This window comes from Photorhabdus kleinii (assembly GCF_025384885.1).
GTDB classification, from domain to species: Bacteria; Pseudomonadota; Gammaproteobacteria; order Enterobacterales; family Enterobacteriaceae; genus Photorhabdus; species Photorhabdus kayaii.
Genome location: NZ_JAJAFY010000026.1, coordinates 36,598 through 55,870, shown reverse-complemented (window position 1 = coordinate 55,870; position 19,273 = coordinate 36,598). Strand labels below are relative to the sequence as shown.

Annotated in this window: 13 protein-coding genes; 1 reads left to right on the top strand and 12 read right to left on the bottom strand. The window is 38.1% G+C overall.

Annotation, left to right across the window (positions count from 1 at the left end):
* Positions 1-111 precede the first annotated feature (111 nt).
* Positions 112-363 (top strand): type II toxin-antitoxin system prevent-host-death family antitoxin, encoded by a 252-nt coding sequence (locus LG003_RS13515; RefSeq protein ID WP_262980963.1) that lies wholly within the window; start codon positions 112-114, stop codon positions 361-363.
* A 68-nt stretch (positions 364-431) separates the two neighbouring features.
* On the opposite strand, the gene LG003_RS13510 is transcribed toward LG003_RS13515, so the two are convergent.
* From LG003_RS13510 to LG003_RS13455, 12 genes are all read right to left on the bottom strand, one after another.
* A complete protein-coding gene (locus tag LG003_RS13510) occupies positions 432-1,475 on the bottom strand; it encodes a fucose-binding lectin II (RefSeq protein WP_262980970.1) in 1,044 nt (347 codons plus the stop codon).
* Between the two features lie 62 nt (positions 1,476-1,537).
* Entirely contained in the window at positions 1,538-2,284 is a 747-nt protein-coding gene (locus tag LG003_RS13505) for a phage tail protein (protein WP_262980962.1), read from the bottom strand.
* 633 nt (positions 2,285-2,917) lie between these two features.
* Positions 2,918-3,859 (bottom strand): YwqJ-related putative deaminase, encoded by a 942-nt coding sequence (locus LG003_RS13500; protein WP_262980961.1) that lies wholly within the window; start codon positions 3,857-3,859, stop codon positions 2,918-2,920.
* A gap of 208 nt (positions 3,860-4,067) precedes the next feature.
* The gene (locus LG003_RS13495) at positions 4,068-4,979 is read right to left on the bottom strand and encodes a hypothetical protein (RefSeq protein WP_152962861.1); all 912 of its coding nucleotides are present in this window, start codon (positions 4,977-4,979) and stop codon (positions 4,068-4,070) included.
* Between the two features lie 240 nt (positions 4,980-5,219).
* Positions 5,220-6,227, bottom strand: a complete 1,008-nt coding sequence (locus LG003_RS13490) for a cytotoxic necrotizing factor Rho-activating domain-containing protein (RefSeq protein WP_262980960.1) — start codon at positions 6,225-6,227, stop codon at positions 5,220-5,222.
* Positions 6,228-6,254: 27 nt separating this feature from the next.
* Positions 6,255-7,112: a cycle-inhibiting factor gene (locus LG003_RS13485; RefSeq protein ID WP_262980959.1), complete on the bottom strand. Its 858-nt coding sequence runs from the start codon at positions 7,110-7,112 to the stop codon at positions 6,255-6,257.
* 153 nt (positions 7,113-7,265) lie between these two features.
* Entirely contained in the window at positions 7,266-8,168 is a 903-nt protein-coding gene (locus LG003_RS13480; RefSeq protein ID WP_262980958.1) for a DUF4255 domain-containing protein, read from the bottom strand.
* Between the two features lie 24 nt (positions 8,169-8,192).
* The gene (locus LG003_RS13475) at positions 8,193-10,277 is read right to left on the bottom strand and encodes an ATP-binding protein (protein WP_262980957.1); all 2,085 of its coding nucleotides are present in this window, start codon (positions 10,275-10,277) and stop codon (positions 8,193-8,195) included.
* A gap of 9 nt (positions 10,278-10,286) precedes the next feature.
* A complete protein-coding gene (locus LG003_RS13470; protein ID WP_262980956.1) occupies positions 10,287-12,146 on the bottom strand; it encodes a contractile injection system tape measure protein in 1,860 nt (619 codons plus the stop codon).
* An 81-nt stretch (positions 12,147-12,227) separates the two neighbouring features.
* On the bottom strand, positions 12,228-13,508 hold the full coding sequence (locus tag LG003_RS13465; protein ID WP_112876603.1) for a tail fiber protein: 1,281 nt from the start codon (positions 13,506-13,508) through the stop codon (positions 12,228-12,230).
* A gap of 150 nt (positions 13,509-13,658) precedes the next feature.
* Complete coding sequence (locus LG003_RS13460; protein ID WP_262980955.1) at positions 13,659-16,559, bottom strand: hypothetical protein; 2,901 nt, start codon at positions 16,557-16,559, stop codon at positions 13,659-13,661.
* Positions 16,552-19,257 (bottom strand): hypothetical protein, encoded by a 2,706-nt coding sequence (locus LG003_RS13455; protein ID WP_262980954.1) that lies wholly within the window; start codon positions 19,255-19,257, stop codon positions 16,552-16,554. The genes LG003_RS13460 and LG003_RS13455 overlap by 8 nt, the downstream gene beginning before the upstream one ends.
* Positions 19,258-19,273 lie beyond the last annotated feature (16 nt).

The window sequence follows — 19,273 nt, the reverse complement described above, 5'->3', positions numbered from 1 at the left end:
ATATATACCTAATAGATTTCGAGTTGCAGCGAGGCGGCAAGGGAGCGAATCCCCGGGAGCATAGATAACTATGTGACCGGGGTGAGTGAGTGCAGCCAACAAAGCAGCAGCTTGAAAGATGAAGGGTATAGCGTTGCAAAGGGAAATCTTGCTTCAATTATGGACCAAGCCGTTCAGGATGGTGCGCCAATATTGATCACCAGACAAAACGGTGGAGATTGTGTCATTATTTCAAGTGCAGAATATGCAAGTCTTGAAGAAACCGCTTATTTATTACGATCACCAGCTAATGCAAAACATTTACTTAAATCATTAGAGCAGGTGAGTGGTGGGAGTTTGCAGGAAAGGCAGTCAGATAAATAAACGCGTTAATAAAGAAAATGCGCCAACGGTGGCGCAATAATTATTCTAATCTAGCAACTATTTTTAGTTTATGTCAGAGGCCAATTCAAGAACACCACGCTATCATTGTAATGACTATTGGTACCATTTTCAGCACCGATAATAGCGGTTCCCGGATTTCCATCAAATGTATTATCGAAATAACGAAGTTTGCATGGTTTGCCATCTCCTGCAATCTCAATACAGATTTTGCCTGTACCTGATGTGTAGGCTTTAGTCGCCATGAGATTATTTTGACCTTTACCGGTTAATGTATCTACCAGAAGATCGTCAATATATACTTTTACAGTTTGCGGGATATTTGTATTAGCGTAGGCTATCAGGCCGAATCGAATACTTTGAGGTAACTTGAAACAATATTTACCCGTATCATTAGTACCACATGTTCCATTACAGACTTTACTATTGCCTCCATTATTATCTCGGTGACTGCCTAATAAATCAGTATCGACCGATACTGCCGATTGAATATTTTTGAAGGTTAACCCTCTCCAACCCTGATTATCGCTGGAGATGATGATTGGCCCGGCATCAAGTGCATTCAAATTTGGGTCGAACCGAATAAAAGAATCACCTTTGAAAAAATAAATAAAATTTCCATCGATATCTGGCCATGAAATAACAGCACCCAGATTGCTACTAAATGCTGCATATTTCCCGGTCATTTCCCACCGTTCTGAAATAGTGCTGATCTTAATTGTGTGTAAATCGATGGTGTAATCTACACAATGTTCACCTTTAAAGAAACAGACAGTGTTTGTAGTCAATTCTATGGCTGCATCTATTCCATTTTCCAGTTCTGTTCCTTTTAATCCAGGCCACCCATCTATAATGAAATTCGGTCCATCAACGACCTGTGCTTTCGCGATATCGAATTTAAGATACAGTGAACCTTTAAAAAAATATAAAAAACCATTTAAATTAATAACATCGTCAATATATCTTTGGAACCCGGCAGGCAGGTTGGGCCAATCTTTACCGATGGGTTGGGGGTAACCAATGTATGTATTTAAACATTGATTATTGAATTTAATGTTTTCTTCATTCAGGAAGAAATAACTAGATATATTCATTGTTATATATCCTTTGTAGTTAGAAAGTGATAGATAATTTAAATCTTTTTGGTGCAATGGAATTAAAGTTTCATAATAAAAGCCAATAAATAATAAGGTGGAATAATATCAACACTATGATCATGTGCAAGAGACGATGCCGTTGCCGGGTGATTATGTCCTTGTCCTCCGCCTGTGTTTGATGTGTTGGCATAAATATTAGGTCCTATTGTAGGTTTAAGCCATATTGAACTACTATCGGCATTATTTATTTGATATGCGGTTTTGGGAGTACTGGTAACACCATATTTCATTCCCCAAACAGCATAATAAGGCGTACCCCCAATATGTTCATGACTAGGTATTTGTGACTCTGTTAATATTGTATTTCCCACAGTAACATTTACAGAGACTGTTGTTGATGTTGTATTTTTGGAAAAGTTTTTTTCGGTGCCACTACCATTAGCTTTACTACTGCTTTGCCCGGTTTCAGAAATAGTTTCCCCGCACATGACAAAACGACTTCTTAAATCTGGCGTTCCATTATTACCATCACAAAAAGCCCAGCCTGTAGGAGCATCCATACCGGAGAACATCATAATCATTCCTTTTGGCAGTACATTATTGGGATCAATACTGATGCCGTTACTGTCTACTTTTAAGCCGCCGTTAGGGTTAATTTTTATTGCTTGTGTATAGTCATCACCTGGTTTTCGTGCTGAATGTGGATTATCAGTCCGACCGGGCGTTTTACCAACTGTATGGCGATCCAGAGTATTGGTATTCTCTGTATTGGATTCTGAAGTGGACAGGTTATATTCTTTTTCCATTTTTATCACCTTGTATATGATATTGAGTTGTTTTGTTCAACAATGAAATTGATGATTTTTTCCTTTATTTACTATTTACATTTAAAATATAAAAAACGTTTATTGCTTTGTTTTCATTAGTTTTGATTCAAGGATATAGCTACCGCAATAACATGATTTATAGATGTTATTATTTATATTTAAAAATTTATCCAATAGTTATTTAAATAATTTACTGTGAAACGAAATAATTATGGGAGATGAATTTTTAGACGCAACATCAATTAATAATAGTGACTGTTAAATGTTTAGTGGGTTGTTTATATTAATAAATAGAATAATTATGGTTTGGAGAATAATTTTAGATTATTTTTTGCAATATTTGAATGGAATATCTATGGAGATAGAAATAGAGGGCAGTGGAATTTATTATTTATTTGCTACATTCACCAGCTAATGCTAAATATTTACTTAAATCATTAGAGCAGGTAAGTGGCGGAAATTTTCAGGAAAGATAATTAAATAAATAAGCATTTTGTGGGTAAATTCTGGCAAGATTACCTTTTCTGACAACAGAATGATAAGAAGCTCGTTAAGCGGATTAACGCGCTCCTTAAAAATATAGAAAGTGAATCATCTATTTAAATTACAGGCTCATACTGGTGATTCTTTTGTCTTATAATTCTCAGATATTGTTGATGAAAAATTACTTCCCGCACTTTCTACCTTACCAGTAACAACATTGACTGGCGCTGATAATATTCCGGAGCAATTATGGCAAGCAGCAAAATCACTTCCAGCTTGTCTTGTTGTCAGTCGTTGAGTAAAAATAGATGATTCCAGCATATCCCGCATATATTCGCCTATTTTTCGACTTCCAATAGCTTTCCCTTCCCTTTCATCATTTGAAGTTAATAAATGGTTAAGGGCTTGTACCTCTGCATGTAAACCAGCAATACCAGCCATCGTGGGTAATACACCTGCATTATTAATCATGTGCTTTTTAATTAAGGATTCAATTATTGGATGTAAAGGATTTCCTGCTTTCTCATACATATCCTTTATCCCTGAAATAAAGGATGTAGAGTCAGTGATTATATAAGCTATAGATTCATCTGTTGGTTGAATTTCCGTTTGTCCTTGTCCATTTTTCTTTATTAATTCTTTATGGTGTTTAACTAATTTAATACCAGGAAATAGTTTTCTTTCAGCTAAATTTCTATCATTATCCTTAAGATTGACAAATTCATCATCATAATCATCATTGTGTACATATCCTGCATGGGCAGCGAAATTATCTAAAGATTTTTTTGAATAAATAAAACTTCCACCAGGAGCACCATTATCTTTTAAACCAGATACAGAGAAATTACGTTGCTTTGTTGCAGATTTTTGCTGACCAAATTGTCTTGAAGAGTCGAGAATTAATTGTGTCTTTGCACTAAAATCATATAATTTAGGTGTTTTTTTCTTATAAGCAGACATTATTGCTCTAGAATCAGTAATATCCAGATGTAATGCATCTAATAACGTTTCATTTGAAGTTTTGTTTTCGCAAGATTGGCGTATTTCTTTACAAATATCATTTTTGTACATTATAATTCCCCAGCCGTTGTAATAAATAAGAAACTTCAATATTGGCATGTCTGTCTTGGGCGTCTTTGGTTTCACTGCGTTTGCCGAGAAATATCTAGCCCGGAAACGCTGTTAAAGGGGATTCACTCCCTTGCCGTCGCGATGTATCTTGAAATCTATAGGGTATAAAAGTGGTGATTATATATCTACCCATTTATTTTTCCGCCTTTTAGATGATAGGAAGTGTGGGGGCCTTATCTCGGGTAAATATAATCTGGTGTTTAAAGTTAAATTTTTTCCTCATTTTATTTAAATGTTCCTGCATAGGATTAATACTGAGGTGAGCATCCCCTATGGAGACAACAAATGTATGATTTTCATTTTCAGCGGCATGTTTTGCAATTTTTTCTGCTAACGTTGGATTGACATATTCATCACGCCATCTACCCGAAGTGAAACGCATCATTTCTAGAGCGATTTTATCTAATTCCTTGTTACTTCCAGCTTTCGCCATAATTTCAAGAAATTCATTACTTAATTGCTTAAAATTGGGTAAAAAATGCTGAATAGCAGTCGTATGTAATTCATAAAAGGAGGAAATATCTTTTTCTGTTAATTTCTCTGGTTCACTTATTGATTTTGCCGATAGCTCAAACATCTCTTTCATGGCATTGGATAGCTCTGAATCCTCCCATCCAACAATTCCAGCTTGCCTATTTTTATTCATAAACCAGCTTGGTTTTGCCATAAATTCTTTTGGTGTATACTCCGATCTATTTTTGTTTATCTGTTCATCTGTTGCCTCAATATAAAGTTGAAGTGTACCAGCATCAAAACTGCTATTAACATCAGGTATATTTTTTGCGTATTGAAAGGGTGGTTTATTATGACCATCACCAGCAATAATAATTTTAGGCTGTTTATTTGAGAATATTTCTTTCATTCTTTCTGTAGTCAGTTCCACCTCTTTATCACCTTCATAAGTAAACCATTTTTTATGATGATCGGCAGGTGTGACGGAGTTAGAGTTTTTCTCCAGTTCTAATTCCAATGGATTGCTATCATGATGAGTTGCGTTATTTGACTGTAATTGGCGTCTTTTTTGTTTTTGCTGTGCTTTTTCGCTATATTCGTGTTCCATATTATCACCTGTTAGGTTGATATAAGAAATATATTGAAGATGGTAGATTTACATAATAATCTTTAGGCAGTTGATTATAAGCTAAAAGTCGCTGTGAATTACCTTTTAGCCAAGATTTATCAGTTTTTTCTTGGTTTTTATATGTAGGCATAATTTCTCCTTAATATATTAGGTAAAAGTTTGTTTATATAAAATTATCAATTGGTGGAAATTAGATGAGATAATAATAACCTCTGATGGTTATAACAACCGTTTTTTGAGTGAATTGATAACTTTAATGGCATTGCCTTTCTTGTTTGATGGAACAATAGCATCTTCCGACAATACCTTGACGTTTACTTTTCCTTTATCGTTAGCCAGTAGCGCATAGCTGTAGCCAACCCTGCCAAGATAGGGTTCTGTAGGCTTGCTTTCGTCATAGTTAAAAACGCTGACATTTTCTGTTTCTGCTGGATTGTTAATTTCAACTCCCTTTTTTCCCATATAGGTAATAACACTCTGATCATATGTTGCAAAAACATTGATTAAATCGTTGTTATGTTCGCTAACCGTAATGGGTTCGCTGTTCGGCAAAAGGGCTTTATGGCTTTGATGGGTAGTGGTAACGCCTTGCCGACCTGTTTTCCATTCATCATCACCGGGTTTCTGCCCTGTATGATAGGCAAAGAAATAGTTACCCTTCACGGCATATATCATGGTACAACCGCTCAGCGCGCCGGATGTGACAATGACCGGATATCCGGGCTGAATATCTTTTAAATCAATTCTTATTCCTACGGTTCCCGATGCGCCATTAGCTACATTAATACCGGTAATATTGGGATCCAACGTGTTTTTTCCCCAATGTATTCCTATTGTTCCTGAGCCCGATTCTGAAGATGTCACTTGGTCCCCATGGAATCCTGTAATCACATCATGAAAAGAGTTTTCCTCATTTCTTAAGGATACCGCATGTGCAAGCTCTTGGTTGCTGTCATAACGATGAGCGGTAACTTTTACGTTGATAGGTGTATTACCGCTACCTACTAATAACCCTTTATTCTCCAGCGGGGAAATATGCCCTTTGTTAATTTTTCTATCCGCAAGAAATTGTTTTAATCCTTTTATTTGCCTGTCTGTATGGCCTTTTTTATCTTGCTGGAGAGTCAGGGATTCATTGGGTAGTTGGCTGTCCTCATCTGAATCATTTTTTTGCCATTTATTCTTGTTAGTTTTACTGGTTTTTTCTTGGTTTTTATATGTAGGCATAATCGCTCCTTAATATATTAATGGAAGTCAAATCCCAAGTTTAGCTTTTAAGTTTTCAATATTTTCAAAGAAATTGTTTTTATCATATTCTCTTAAATAAATATTAACTTCTTGATCTCTTTTAAATCTATCTAACTTTACGTTGGATATGTTTTTATTTATTTCAAGTAATTCTGCAATGAGTTCCTTTTGCTCACTTTCAGATAATATATTGAATTCATTACTTAATAGTTTTTTTAGCTTATGAGCATTAATTGGCTCTTTTCCTCTGGAACTTAACCAGTCTACTATTTTAAGTGCAGGTAATATTCCATTGCCTAAATCTGACTGATAAATATATCCTACAATTCCTTGGCTGGTTGATGTAATATCAATCAGAAACATATGTCCAAATCGGTGATCATTAACTAATGCAACATAGCTCCTCGAATCGTTGAATTGATCAAGTTTTTCGGAAAACTCATTGCCGTTTATTTTTTCTTTTTTAAATTGTTCTACAGGATTAACCGCCTGTTCTGCTTCGGTCATTAATTTAAATATATTTTGTGCAGACAAGCCACAAACCGGTTCAATGGGATCATAAGGGTTTTCTCCAACAATATCTTTATAAGCTTCAAGTCCTCCGAATTGAGAAACATTTTCATCAATTGCTTTAAGTATAGCATCAGAATTTCTATCGATGATTTTATCCTCCCAATTATCATACCAAAGTAATTTGTTTCCCTTGGGATCATTATGGAGTTTTATAATATCATCTATTAATTCTGTAGAATTTTCGTTATCGTCTTGGGGGGATAATCTCCCCCTCAGTTTAGATGGTTTGGTGTGAAAACCCACTTCCAGGTGCAAGTCTGTTACTGTATTTTCACTATATTCGTTTTGCATTATTTTACCATTTTATCTATAGAGTGAATTCGAGGAATGAATAGCATATTTATAACATGGAAAGCTGAAATAAATATATTAAAAATAATTAGTTTTAATAAGTAATTATTTATTAGGTGAGTGATTGTTTGTTATTTTAATATAAAAATAATTTTAAATTCCAGTTAATCTATCAGAGTTTTCTTTAGAAATAACAACACCAACACCATTTATCTTAACAATAGCCGCTTGGCTGTTTTTCCATTTTTCAAGTGTATCTTTTATTTGTGGTAAATATGTTGCACTAGTCATACCGGAAACTTCAACAATAACGCTTTCATCTTCTTGATTTTGATTATTTTCTGTATCAGGCTCGGTTGTCAGATTCACTTTAGTAAGGGCAAGACGTACATCTTGTGTGCCGCCTAATTCCATGCATAATTTATCTATTAAAGCCTGGTTTATTTGTGAATTATCCAGACTGGGTTTTTGGTTCACAGAAGCGGATATTTTAATTATTGGGGTTACACTGTCTTCAATATTTTGCAATTTCATCGGTACAGTAATGGAATATAATAGAGAGAGGCGAGGGCGATTACCGAGAGCCTGCCAAAAGTTACCTAAGCTGTTTAAATTTTCCTGTTGTGGGATTACGCGGGTATATGCGCCGGGAATGCCGGTTAATTGGCGATTATTGATTAATGCATTTAAAATCCGTGTCATCACTTGTGCAGCTTGATTATTGGGTTGGCTGTCCGGGCTGGAGCTGTCACTAGAGGGTTTGCTAGCATCCCAGTAGGTAATTAAATAGTTACAATTGATATTGACCCATCCCGGTAATAATGTGTTAGTTGCCGGGTTATAACGTCTTGATTCGGCGGATCGTAATTGTAGATCTTCATGGATTTCATAAAGAAATATACTGACCGTCGGTTCTGATTGAATGGAATTAATTTCGGGTAGATCAAAACGAATATCAATTTTTTGACCGGCAATGTCTAAATATTGAGATAAAACAGTATTTAATGCTTGATTAATCTCGATAATTGCATTGTCAGAAGCAATGATGGTTGTCATGTTTGTTCCTATTCTATTGAATATTTAAAAAGCTAATCGGCCAGTTTTATTTAATTCAAGTATCACGGCTCGATCTATATGTCTATTTTCGATTTGTTCACAGTTATCATCTACTGCTAATATTGACGACAATAAAGCAATATTCCTGATATTAGCACCGGTTAAATCAGCCCGTTTAGCCAAATGGGCAAAATCAATTTCATTGGATAGTGTCAGTTGTTCCGGCCAAATGACTTGCCACATTTTTTTACGTAACGCTTCATCAGGGTAAGTAAAACGGGTAATAAAGGTAAAACGGCGGTTAAACGCGCTATCTAAATGACTGCGATTATTGGTGGCTAAAATCACTAATCCCGGATAATTTTCCAGTCGTTGTAATAAGTAAGATACTTCAATATTCGCATGTCTGTCTTGAGCATCTTTGGTCTCGCTGCGTTTGCCAAATAGGGCATCGGCTTCATCGAAAAACAGTACCGCAGAATCCGATTCGGCCAGATCGAAAATACGGGAGATATTTTTTTCTGTTTCACCGATATATTTATTTACCACGGTAGAGAGATCAACTTTAATCAGATCAACACCAAGATAACCGGCAATTACCTCAGCAGCCATTGTTTTTCCGGTACCCGATTCTCCGTAAAATAGGGCGCTAATTCCGGTGCCGTAACTGATTTTTTCCTGAAATCCGGCACCCAGAATTTGGTCACGGTAATTAATTGCTGCGATAATTTCTTTTAATTGTTGTGTTAATGTGTCTGAAACCACTAAATCGTTAAAACTACGTTTTGGGGTAATTCGCTGAGCCAGTTTGCCGAAATTCTGTTGGGCGCGGAAACTTAATGCTTGACGCAGATCGGTTTCTTCCAATTGGCCTTCTGGTTGTCGGATCATTTGATATTGATAAGCTTCTTCAAGAATGAGCGGTAATGTTTCTGTTGTAAAAGAGAAGCGCTGACAAAGCCGAGTAATATTAATTTTTTGAGCAATATTCTCCGATAAGCTTGTTTTCATTAAGGTTTCTTTATCGGTCAATGTTGCACCGGGCATATTAATTTGCACCATTGGCAGATGCTTAATCCAGACTAATGCATCTCCCGGTTCTACCAGACAAACCACACGTAATTTCGGCTGATTTAGCAAAATAGATAAATCGCGGTGTAATATTTTCTTTGCCTCTGTAAGCAAAGAAAAATTGCGAATTAATAAACAAGCGTTATGTAGCCGGGTTTCTCGTATTGCGTCCGCCAGCAGGCCGGATATTCTGGTTGTATTTTCTTCATCGGTCAGGTGGGCTAAATCAAGCGTTAAGGTATGAATACCATGAGATCCCATAATATTACTGACTGCTAATTCTCTGGCGCTGCCTTCTTTTCCTCTGAGTATGACCAATGGACGTATTCCGTTGGTTTCATTCAATAATATCTTTTCAAATGCATGATAAAGAGTTTGTGGATACCCATTATATGAGGCAGGTGTTCGCCAGTTAGCACAGGTTATCAAGGGGGGCAAAAGGGTTCGTTGTCCCAATAAAAAATGCCAGACAGCACTATGGGTTAAGAATTGCGTTTGTAACCAGATAGATTCTTCGTGATTATTGAGTCGTAATAATTGGTTATTGATTAATGGTGTTTGCGGTAACAAGCTGTTTTGCAGTAATTGCCGATCACTTTGACGTTGGCTAAATAATTCAATGGCTAAAGTGAAGCTGGGCCACTGTTTTTTACTGTTGCCATTCAGAGCGGCAAATAATGTATGGTAACGGCTATCGAAATGGGGTAATAAGCCTAATAATAGAATATCACGCTCAAATTCAGTCAGTTCAAAACGTTCGACCAATAATGATAACGCATCAAGGGCAGGGCTTTCCTCGATTTCTGGATGGCGAATAGGATTATTCGTTTCTGCCAGCCAATGAGGTATACCTTGCGGTGATATTAAACTCTGTTCTACTTCCTCTTCGGTCAGTAAAAAACTTTCCGGTAATGAATCGTATTGGTCTCCCTTTTGATAATAGTATTGCTGTAATAGCAGATCGATACGTTCCAAATGGGGATAAATCCAGCGTAATTCAGCCATGTTACAGGGATTATTTGTTAGTAGGTAGTCCATATAAACCTTCTAAATATTTTTCCAGTCAATCTTTAAAGGATGAGCTAACCAAGGAAGCTTGGCGATATTTAATGGCCAAGGCCAATCGGCTAATAGCACATCAAACGGCTGATGCTCTGGCGTGATTTTGATTTCCTGTTCATTTATCAACAATTCACCTGGTCGTTGTAAAAACAGTTGGCGAGCGTCATTACGGGTTAATTTTTTCCAGCCGGGAAGTTGGCTGATAACGGCGTCTAGCCATTGATCTATAATCAATTGTTTTTCTGGTTCAACAGGCGCTAATCCAATAGGTTTGTTAACCATTAATCCGCACAGAACGTTATTCAATATATTTAATTCTGTCTGTATTTCTTCGTTTCCCCAAATCAGATAGTTAAGGAAATTAACCGCGCTAAATTGTGCTTGACGATGAATAAATATTTTATCATCAAGTAGGAAAAATTGATTAAATAATGCAGGCAGCATCGGCCATAAAACTAATATTCCAGCATTATTTATCTGATATAGAAGAGTTTGTTTAGGCAATAAAGCGTATTCAGAATGTGTTTTATTGATATTATGTAATTGGTTAGAATTATTTCCTGTAATATGTGAGTTATTCGATGTTGATAATATTTTATGGTTTTTGGATATTACCTTCTGGTTTGTTGCATATTTATATCTATGAACATTTTTAATATCAACATGAGTTATGGATAATTTCTTGCTGGATTTATCTTTATCTGCATGGTCTGAAATAAAATGTTCAGGTAAATACTGCTCTTCCTGAATATTGATGCTGTCATGATGAGTAGCAATTAATTTTTTATCGAGTATATCTTTATCCGTATGATCTGAAAAATAATACTCAGGTAAATATTTATTTTCCTGAATGTTAAATTTGTCATGATTAGTGACAATTAATTTTTCACTGAGTATATCTTTATTCATATGATTTGAAATGAAACGCTCGGATAAATATTGATATTCTTTAGCCGATAGGTGTTTTTTACTGAATGTTGCAACAGTAATAGTTTGCCATAACTGTTTTAACCAATTATTCAATGGAATATTGCGAGTGATAATTTGGCGAAATAACGGAATAGTAGATGCTGCATTAAGTATACCGCTATCTAATTCAGTGGTGAGATGTGATAGCACTTTCACATCCAGTTTAGGTATCTCCTGTGTATGATTTAGCTGTATATATTGCAACGCATTGAGTATCAATTGTCCGGGGGAGACAGGCTCCCCAAAGTATTGTGATCTGTTTATCCTTTCGGATAGTCTGTGGTTAATAGAGCTTAATAAAGTGGGTTGTTTGAGCATTAATAACCGTTGTAGACTTGGTTCAGATAAACAGCTTTTTGCTAAAAATAAAGTTAATTTATCTTCTATTCCCGCTAATTGATTAACTAATTGCCGGATATTGATGTCAATATTTTGATGATGAGTTTTAATCTCTATTGAACTCAATGCGGAATTCTTTTGATTTAAATAATGAATGAAATCTTCAACATTAATTGAATTGTTGACATATAATAAAGAAGGTTTGTTGGTTGTTTTTTGCAATTTTGATTCTGTTAAGGATGTTTTTTTCTCCTGATGATTAATTTGATATTGGCTTAATGCTTTATTTAGCGCAGTATTAAGCTTTACAGGGAATAGTGAATTGAAATTATGTAGATTTATTTCACCAAGATCCAGAGTTAATGTTTCTAAATAGATATCCTGATTAATGGGATGTTGAGTAAAGAATGCGTTAAATAACTTATTGATATCAGCTTGATTAAGCAGGGAGCCATGTAATACTTTTTTAGCCACCTGTTGATTATTAGCCTCAATAGTAATGATAATCCGGTTGAACAGATTTGGCTCCCAAGGCATATTAGTATCTCATGTTTAATTGATAAATGTAGTTAATATAAAAGGTTTTATATATGGAGTATATTATACTGATTAACGAGTCTATTTTTTCATTATGAATCTAGCATGAGCTGCATGTATTCTTGGATGATCTCCGGTACTTAAATATGTAAAACTTTCACTTATTTGGTTCCAACCTGAAACTAAGTTGAGATTAGATGATGTATTGTTTAGATCAGGTGTTCCATTATTCCCATCACACCATACCCATCCATTAGGTAAACCACCATCACTATAAAATGGCACAATTGTTCCTGGTGGGATAATTAGGTCTGAGAGTGCTGATACAATTGATTGTATATCAATGCTTACGCCATCACTGTCTACTTTAATACCACTACCAGCCTTAGCTTTTACAGAGACGCCATTACTATCAACGTTAATACCATTACTGGCCTTAACATCCAATCCTCCCCCAACTTTTACCCCCCAACCAAGATTCACAGATATTCCCGTAGGATCAACGCTAATTGTGTTATCTTTGGATTTTACAGAGACACCATTCCAATCAGCGGTAATACCATTGCCGGCCTTAACATCTAATCCATCACCTATTTTTATTCCCCAACCAAGTCTTACGGATATCCCTGTAGGATCAACGTTAATTGTGTTGTCTTTGGCTTTTACAGAAACCCCATTCCCATCAACATTAATACCATTACTCGCTTTAACTTTTACACCGTTTTTACTTAAACTCAAACCACTGGTGCCACTTGATCCATGTGTATCACCTCCTTCTAGTTTTAAATAAATACCCGTATTGTCAGTGACTTGAATACCACCGTTATCCCAACATTTAACATCTACACCCTCGTTATCAACGGCAATAGCGCCATTAGCCTTAGCTTTTACAGAGACGCCACTACTATCAACATTAATGCCATTATTCGCCTTAATTTTTACACCGTCTGACCCCAGGCTCAATCCACTGACACCATTCCAACCATTACCGGAATTACCCCCTGCTAATTTTAAATAAAGACCAGAACCGTCAGTGACTGTTATACCACCGCTCGGCCAACATTTAACAGCTATGCCGCTCGAATCAACAGAAATACCGCCGGCAGGGTTAGTTTTCACCGATAGTCCATGATTATTATCCAGTTCCAGTCCTGAATTTGGATTATCTGTCTGATCTGGTGCTTTACCCACTGCCCGGCGACCGATATCAGCAATATCAATCAGGTCTGAATAATCAGTTTGTAGGGGAATACTTCCCGCTTTAAAACGATTCTTTAATTCATCTGATGAAGGTCCTTTTGATTCAGGATTGGTATTTTCTGTATTGGATTGCGAAGTAGACAGATTATGTTTTTTTTCCATTTTAGTGACCTTATATATAATATTGAATTATTCTATTTTAAATATCCTGTAAATATTGCTTGATCATAAGAGAGTAATCGGAGGATATTTTATTTAGTAATGAAATTGATGGTTGTTTTTATAGTGCGATATTAATTTCTGCGACTATTTTTATTTAGATTGAATATTAGCTTGAATTTTCGGTACATATAATAACTGATTATCTTCTATTACCTTTTCGTTCCATTCGGTTCCTGATTCCCCAATGACTTCTATTCGTTGCTGTTCGGTGGCGATTCGCATATTACCTGTACCGGTGGCTGCCGAAGGTAAACGCCCTAGCGTTAGTGTTTCTAAAATATTATACGCTTCATCACCCAGAGGCGCGCCATTATTCTGCCAACGCTTATAAGTACTGGCAAAATTCTTGAAATGTTCTGGTGATAGCCAGTGGAAAATCATGGAAAGATGGGCGGGAAATTCGGCTAAGATCTCTGTTTTTACCCACGCTTCCAGTTTATAAGGATCGACCTTGTCATTCTCAATAAGCTGACGATTAATCACTACACTGACCATAAATGAAAAGCGGTCAGCTAGGGCATATTTGTCATTGGAAAAGTACCAGTGGTAGCGCCACGCATCTTCTGGTTTTGGAAAATTATATTGTTGGCCTGATATTTTTTTAAGTAATATTCGGCCTTTAATGCGATCAAATTCCACGACTTGTGCTTTGAGTTCATAATAGGTTGGAGAATCACTATTAGCTAATATTGTTGTCGGTGGTCCATCGGGGGTAATAATATATTTCAGGGTGACTTCATCCTTTACTTCGATCATAGTAGGGAAGGGACTTTGGGGGCTGGAGGTGATCCAACGTTCGTCTTCTGCTCCCGTTTGATATGTCTCACTGGCGTAAACCAGTTGATAATCCATATCTTCCATCCATACCGGGCTATTACACCAGCGTAAATTACCTTGTTCAAACGCGGTTTTCACGCGATCTAAATTACGCTCTAGATCAGTACTATTACGGGTATTAAGAGAGAAGGAGTCCCCTGTAATATCGGTGATCATTTGGCCCCGTAATGTGAATTTTCTGTCGCCCTCAATAATAATCAGATTAATTACCTGCCCGTGCAATAATTGGTCCGCTGCTCCTTTTTGGGTAATGATTAATTGATGATTTTTAGCATTGGGCTCACTTTTTATTTCCAGATTATCGGGCTTTTGCTCACTATCGAATTTTTTGTCAGGCTTTACCGGTAATAGCTGACGATGTTCAATCAGATAGAAAGGCAAATTAGCCAAGTTGGGGTTGTCTTTAAAACACTCTCCACCTAAGCCAATACGGGCGGCAATCCGTTTTTGCAGCGCTGACACTTTATCAATACGAATATTATTACGCTGGTAGGTCAATTCAGGTTGTTGAGCCAAATAACCGCGCTGAGTAGAGAGAAAATCCAATGAATCCAGAGTGAGTGGTCTGGCCGCGCGATGAGTGCCAAAATATTCCAATAAGTCATTCAGGATTGATAATTCTTTTGCATAATTTTGCGGATGGATACTGTCATCATTATTAATTTGGGAATCATTATTTAGTTGTTTGATTAAATTGGGCATGATCTCCTGATGGACTTTCTGACCAACAGTATTGGCTTTAAAAGGCCATTGTGCACCATATACTGCATTTCCCCGTTGTTTAAAGGCTAACAGTTTCGGCAAAATAGCGAGTTCGGCGCAGCCGTTAGCCAGCATCTGTTCAAAAGGCAACATAAATTGGTGCAAGTGTACTTGCTGTTGAGTTTCCGCGTAGGTCTGTAATCCATAGCAGGCGGGTAATTTATTGCTGATCGGATAATAGTCCAAGACTTTACGATGTTTGCCCCAGTTTAATAATTCAGGCTGTGTCTCAATCAATGGCTCAGCAATAATTTTGCTCTCTATATCTTGTTTAGATACGGCGACTTTTACTCCACCTTTGGCGGTAATAATGAGTGGACTTGTTGGTGAAGTAATTAAGCTTAAGGGATCGTTACCCCATAGCCTGGGATAATATCCTTGAGCGATTGTCCAGGACCAATTATCGTCCGCCAGCGGAGAAATGTTTTCATCGTGTTTGCCTAATGCCAATCGGGTAATACTTTGTACTCCGGGAATAGCCAATAAACGATTAGCCAAATGGCTGAGCTTTAATTCTGTCGGCTTGGTGTAATCTTTGGTCGCAGGTAGTTCAGGTATCCAGCCGTGATGTAAATAAGGTCCTGCGAATATTTCTTCATTGCTGTAGCCTAATTCTTTCATGGCTTGAGTGGTATAACGTAACGGTTTTGCCAGTATCGTCTGTGCCGTTGTTATATAGACTTTGGCGAAGATGTCAGCAATATCTCTCACATCATCATCCAGCTCAATAGCAAGCTGCAACAGGAAATCCGTGGGTTGTAGCCAGATAATTTTACTGACGGATTCCCCCAGATTACGGTTGTTTTTTAAGAAAGCCGCCAGACTTTGCTGTGCCAGTACCTTATCGGCCTCAGTTTCCCGGCTAGGGAGTAGATAAAGCCAGTAATTGCCTCTTAGTGTTAACTGTTGGCTATCTGGAGTTTTAATGAAACTGTATTCACGTTTTTCTTTGTTATACCAGTATTCATAGCGTTCGCTTGCAGGTTCACGAACTAGCTGTACATCGTTAAAGAAAAAATAACCCGTGCTTTTGTCGTTAATGTTATCGCTGCTATGCAAATCCAGTAAGGCGCGGCGATAATCTTCTGCGGTAATTGGGCCACAGGTCAGCATTTGTTGCGGGCCGAATTCCTGTGGAAAAATACCATTATCCGGTGTCTGTTCCTCTTTTTTAGGTGTGAGGAGATCCCTCAGTGGCAGCGAATGGCGATAGGCTAGATCAGATGCACCGTAACAACAGGCTTCTAATAAAGTGATACCGGGATCATTTTCTGCTGTATTGCTCCAGAGTTGCCCAGACTGTTGTTCAACTACCGTCTTGGCTTGAGTGAGTAAGGTTTCAAAGGCGATATCGTCTTTAATGATGGGAAACAGGGCATCCTGATTATCCATTGTCTGCTCCTTTATTAGCGGAACTCTTTTCTGACCAAACCAAAATCAGTACTTCATTATCAGCGGCCTCTACGCTGTCACCGACTGCTTTTGCGATTTGGGGCAATTTTTTCAACGTTAAGTTGGTGACCCGTTCCACTAAAGGTGACTGTTGAATCGTGGCTAATAACGGATAGTAATCAATGCGATTACCGGTTGTGACGCCGATAGCGCTATCTTCCGCCCACGGCATATATTTTCGGCTGAGTTCCTGCTGTAACTGATGGCGGCCATAGTCGGGATTAACCCCCGTAGCAAATACCAGTTGATAGCTGATCAGTACATCAACGTAGGTGGGGTTGTCGATTTTGAGGGTAGTCCAGGGACTGCTGAGTTGGCTTACCCAGTCGGCCATTTCCGCCAGCCGGGCCGGATTCAGGATTGGGCGTAGCGCATCGTCGTTATCTTTGTAACGGCTGTTAGGGATCACAATCAGTTGTTGCGTTTCAGGAGCCGGGATTTTGGTTAATTCATTGGCGGAAGGGTATTTGACATCAAATATGCTGATAAAATTCTCTTTCAGTAGCGTAACGATATTATCCCAACTTAAAGCACGGTTACGATGGGACAACCGGGGCGGAATTCGCGTGAGAAAAGCGGATTCTGTTTCTTTCGGATGACCGTTCCAAGAAGCCCAGGGTTGCGTCACACGGCTAATGGCGACGGATGCGCTGACTGTCTGCTTAATAGTGTCGGCGACCAAACCATTAATAAAGTGATCATTTTCAATGGCTTCTGGATTGATTAATGTCGCGGTAGTGGCGTTATACAGTATGCCTTGCATTTTTGGGTAATTTTCAGGGGCGGTCTGTTGAGTGATCTCTGCTTTCAGCCAGTATTTTCCTGACGGCATTAAGGTTGCCTGATTTGATGCATTCTGTGGCAATAACGTACTCCATATCCCCCGGTCGAACAGGTTGTGAGTTTGATCATGAACCAGTTGATTTAATGGACTCCAGACATTTTCCTGATTCAGATAAGACCAGAATAGCGTAAGTTCTTGAACACCGACCAGTTGCCAGTATAGGGATAAGGTTTGTCCCGGTAATACGTTGGTGAAGCCCAAATAGAGTGCGTCATTAGCGAATGAAGGCGTTTCAGCGTTCGCGTTTCCCCAACCAAAAGGAGTAAGAGGATAAACGGTGTATTGCTCAGTTTTTGCTTTAACGTTGAATGTGATTTGCAACGCACTGATTTGTGGGGTGTAGGGTAAATTTTTACCGGTCGGATCTTGCCAGTATTGGGTGTGCATAAAGTCCTGTTCAGCCAATTCTAAGCGCACTGACGCGGGCCAGTCATTAGGTGATGGGCTATCAGTAACGGAGTAGTCCATTGCCGGTAAGGTAAAACTCAGGTTTTGTCCTTGTGGTGCATCGGTTCCGCCAAATAACGATGGGGTGCCAGTGAGCTTCTTTCTTTCCTGAGGCGTGACTAAATAGCCTTGGACTTTAAACGCGCTATTATCCGGTTCAGGGGTGTACCCTTTATACCACGCTTTAAAACTCTTGGTGGGCAAGCCAACCCATTGCGGAGTCAGGGTAAGTGTCGCGTTTTCAGAACCATACCATTCAGGGGCAACCAGATTAAAACCGGAACCCAACGAGGGAAATTGACCAAAGGGGAAACTGGTTTTATCTGTCTGTTCAGTTCCGCCATCAGAGGCATAGCGCACACTACGGTTGCCATTAATATTGATTTCAATACTGGTAATTTTGGGCAACATGGGTTGCTGAGTAGTGCCTAATGTTAATACCGGGACGTCGAATGTCATGCCATCAAGGTTATCTGGCGGGCTGATAGGATCAGCCGTGGATGATAGTCCCAGTTCAATGTTCTTTTTATCGATAAGTTTTACCGACAACGATAACCAGTGATCTTCTGCACTGATTTTAGCGGTGAGATGTTCAGCTTGACCTGCCCAATCGTTTTCCAGCGTCAATGTGATATGACGTTCTCCAGCGGACATAGCAAATAGAGATGAGGTAATCAGATAACCAGATAGCACCGCAATATCATTGGCTGTTGGGCTAAAAAGTTGAATACCGTTTTCGGGTAATGCAATATTATCCGAAAGGCTAAAGGGTATCGCTGATTGCCAGCCATTGTTGCCGTTTTTCCGATACCAACGCAGGTCGGTCAGCACCCCTTGATTCGCTAATAAATCCGCATCTGACGCATATTGCAACGAATTACCGGCACCATCTTGCCCGGCATCAAACAGCGTACTTTGTGCTACCAGAAATTCCGCGTTATCTGTATTCAGGACAACGCTGATGGCGACACTATCCGCCTGAGCATTTTTAGGATTCAGCCCTAGTAATTCTCGATAATAAAGGTCGCGGTGTCGTGCCGGAAAGGTGTTTAATAATCGTTTGGTTGTTTCCAGTAGTTTTAAAAAAGCCAATATAAACGCCTGATGTGGCGGTAAAAGGCCATTGGCTTGATTAACTTGTTGGTAAATACAGGCTAATTGCTGAGGATTATTTTTCTGAATAAAGTAAAAACTGTCCCAAAACTGTTTTTTATCTTGATCGAAAGGAATAATTGCGGCGTATTTTTTAAGCCAGTTTAAAATATCCAGCGTACTTCTTTCATCAAGTTTAAAAGCAGTATTTGGCACGATAGCGGAGAGTTTATTATCTAACTCGGCCTGTCCCATATTTATACCACCTGTT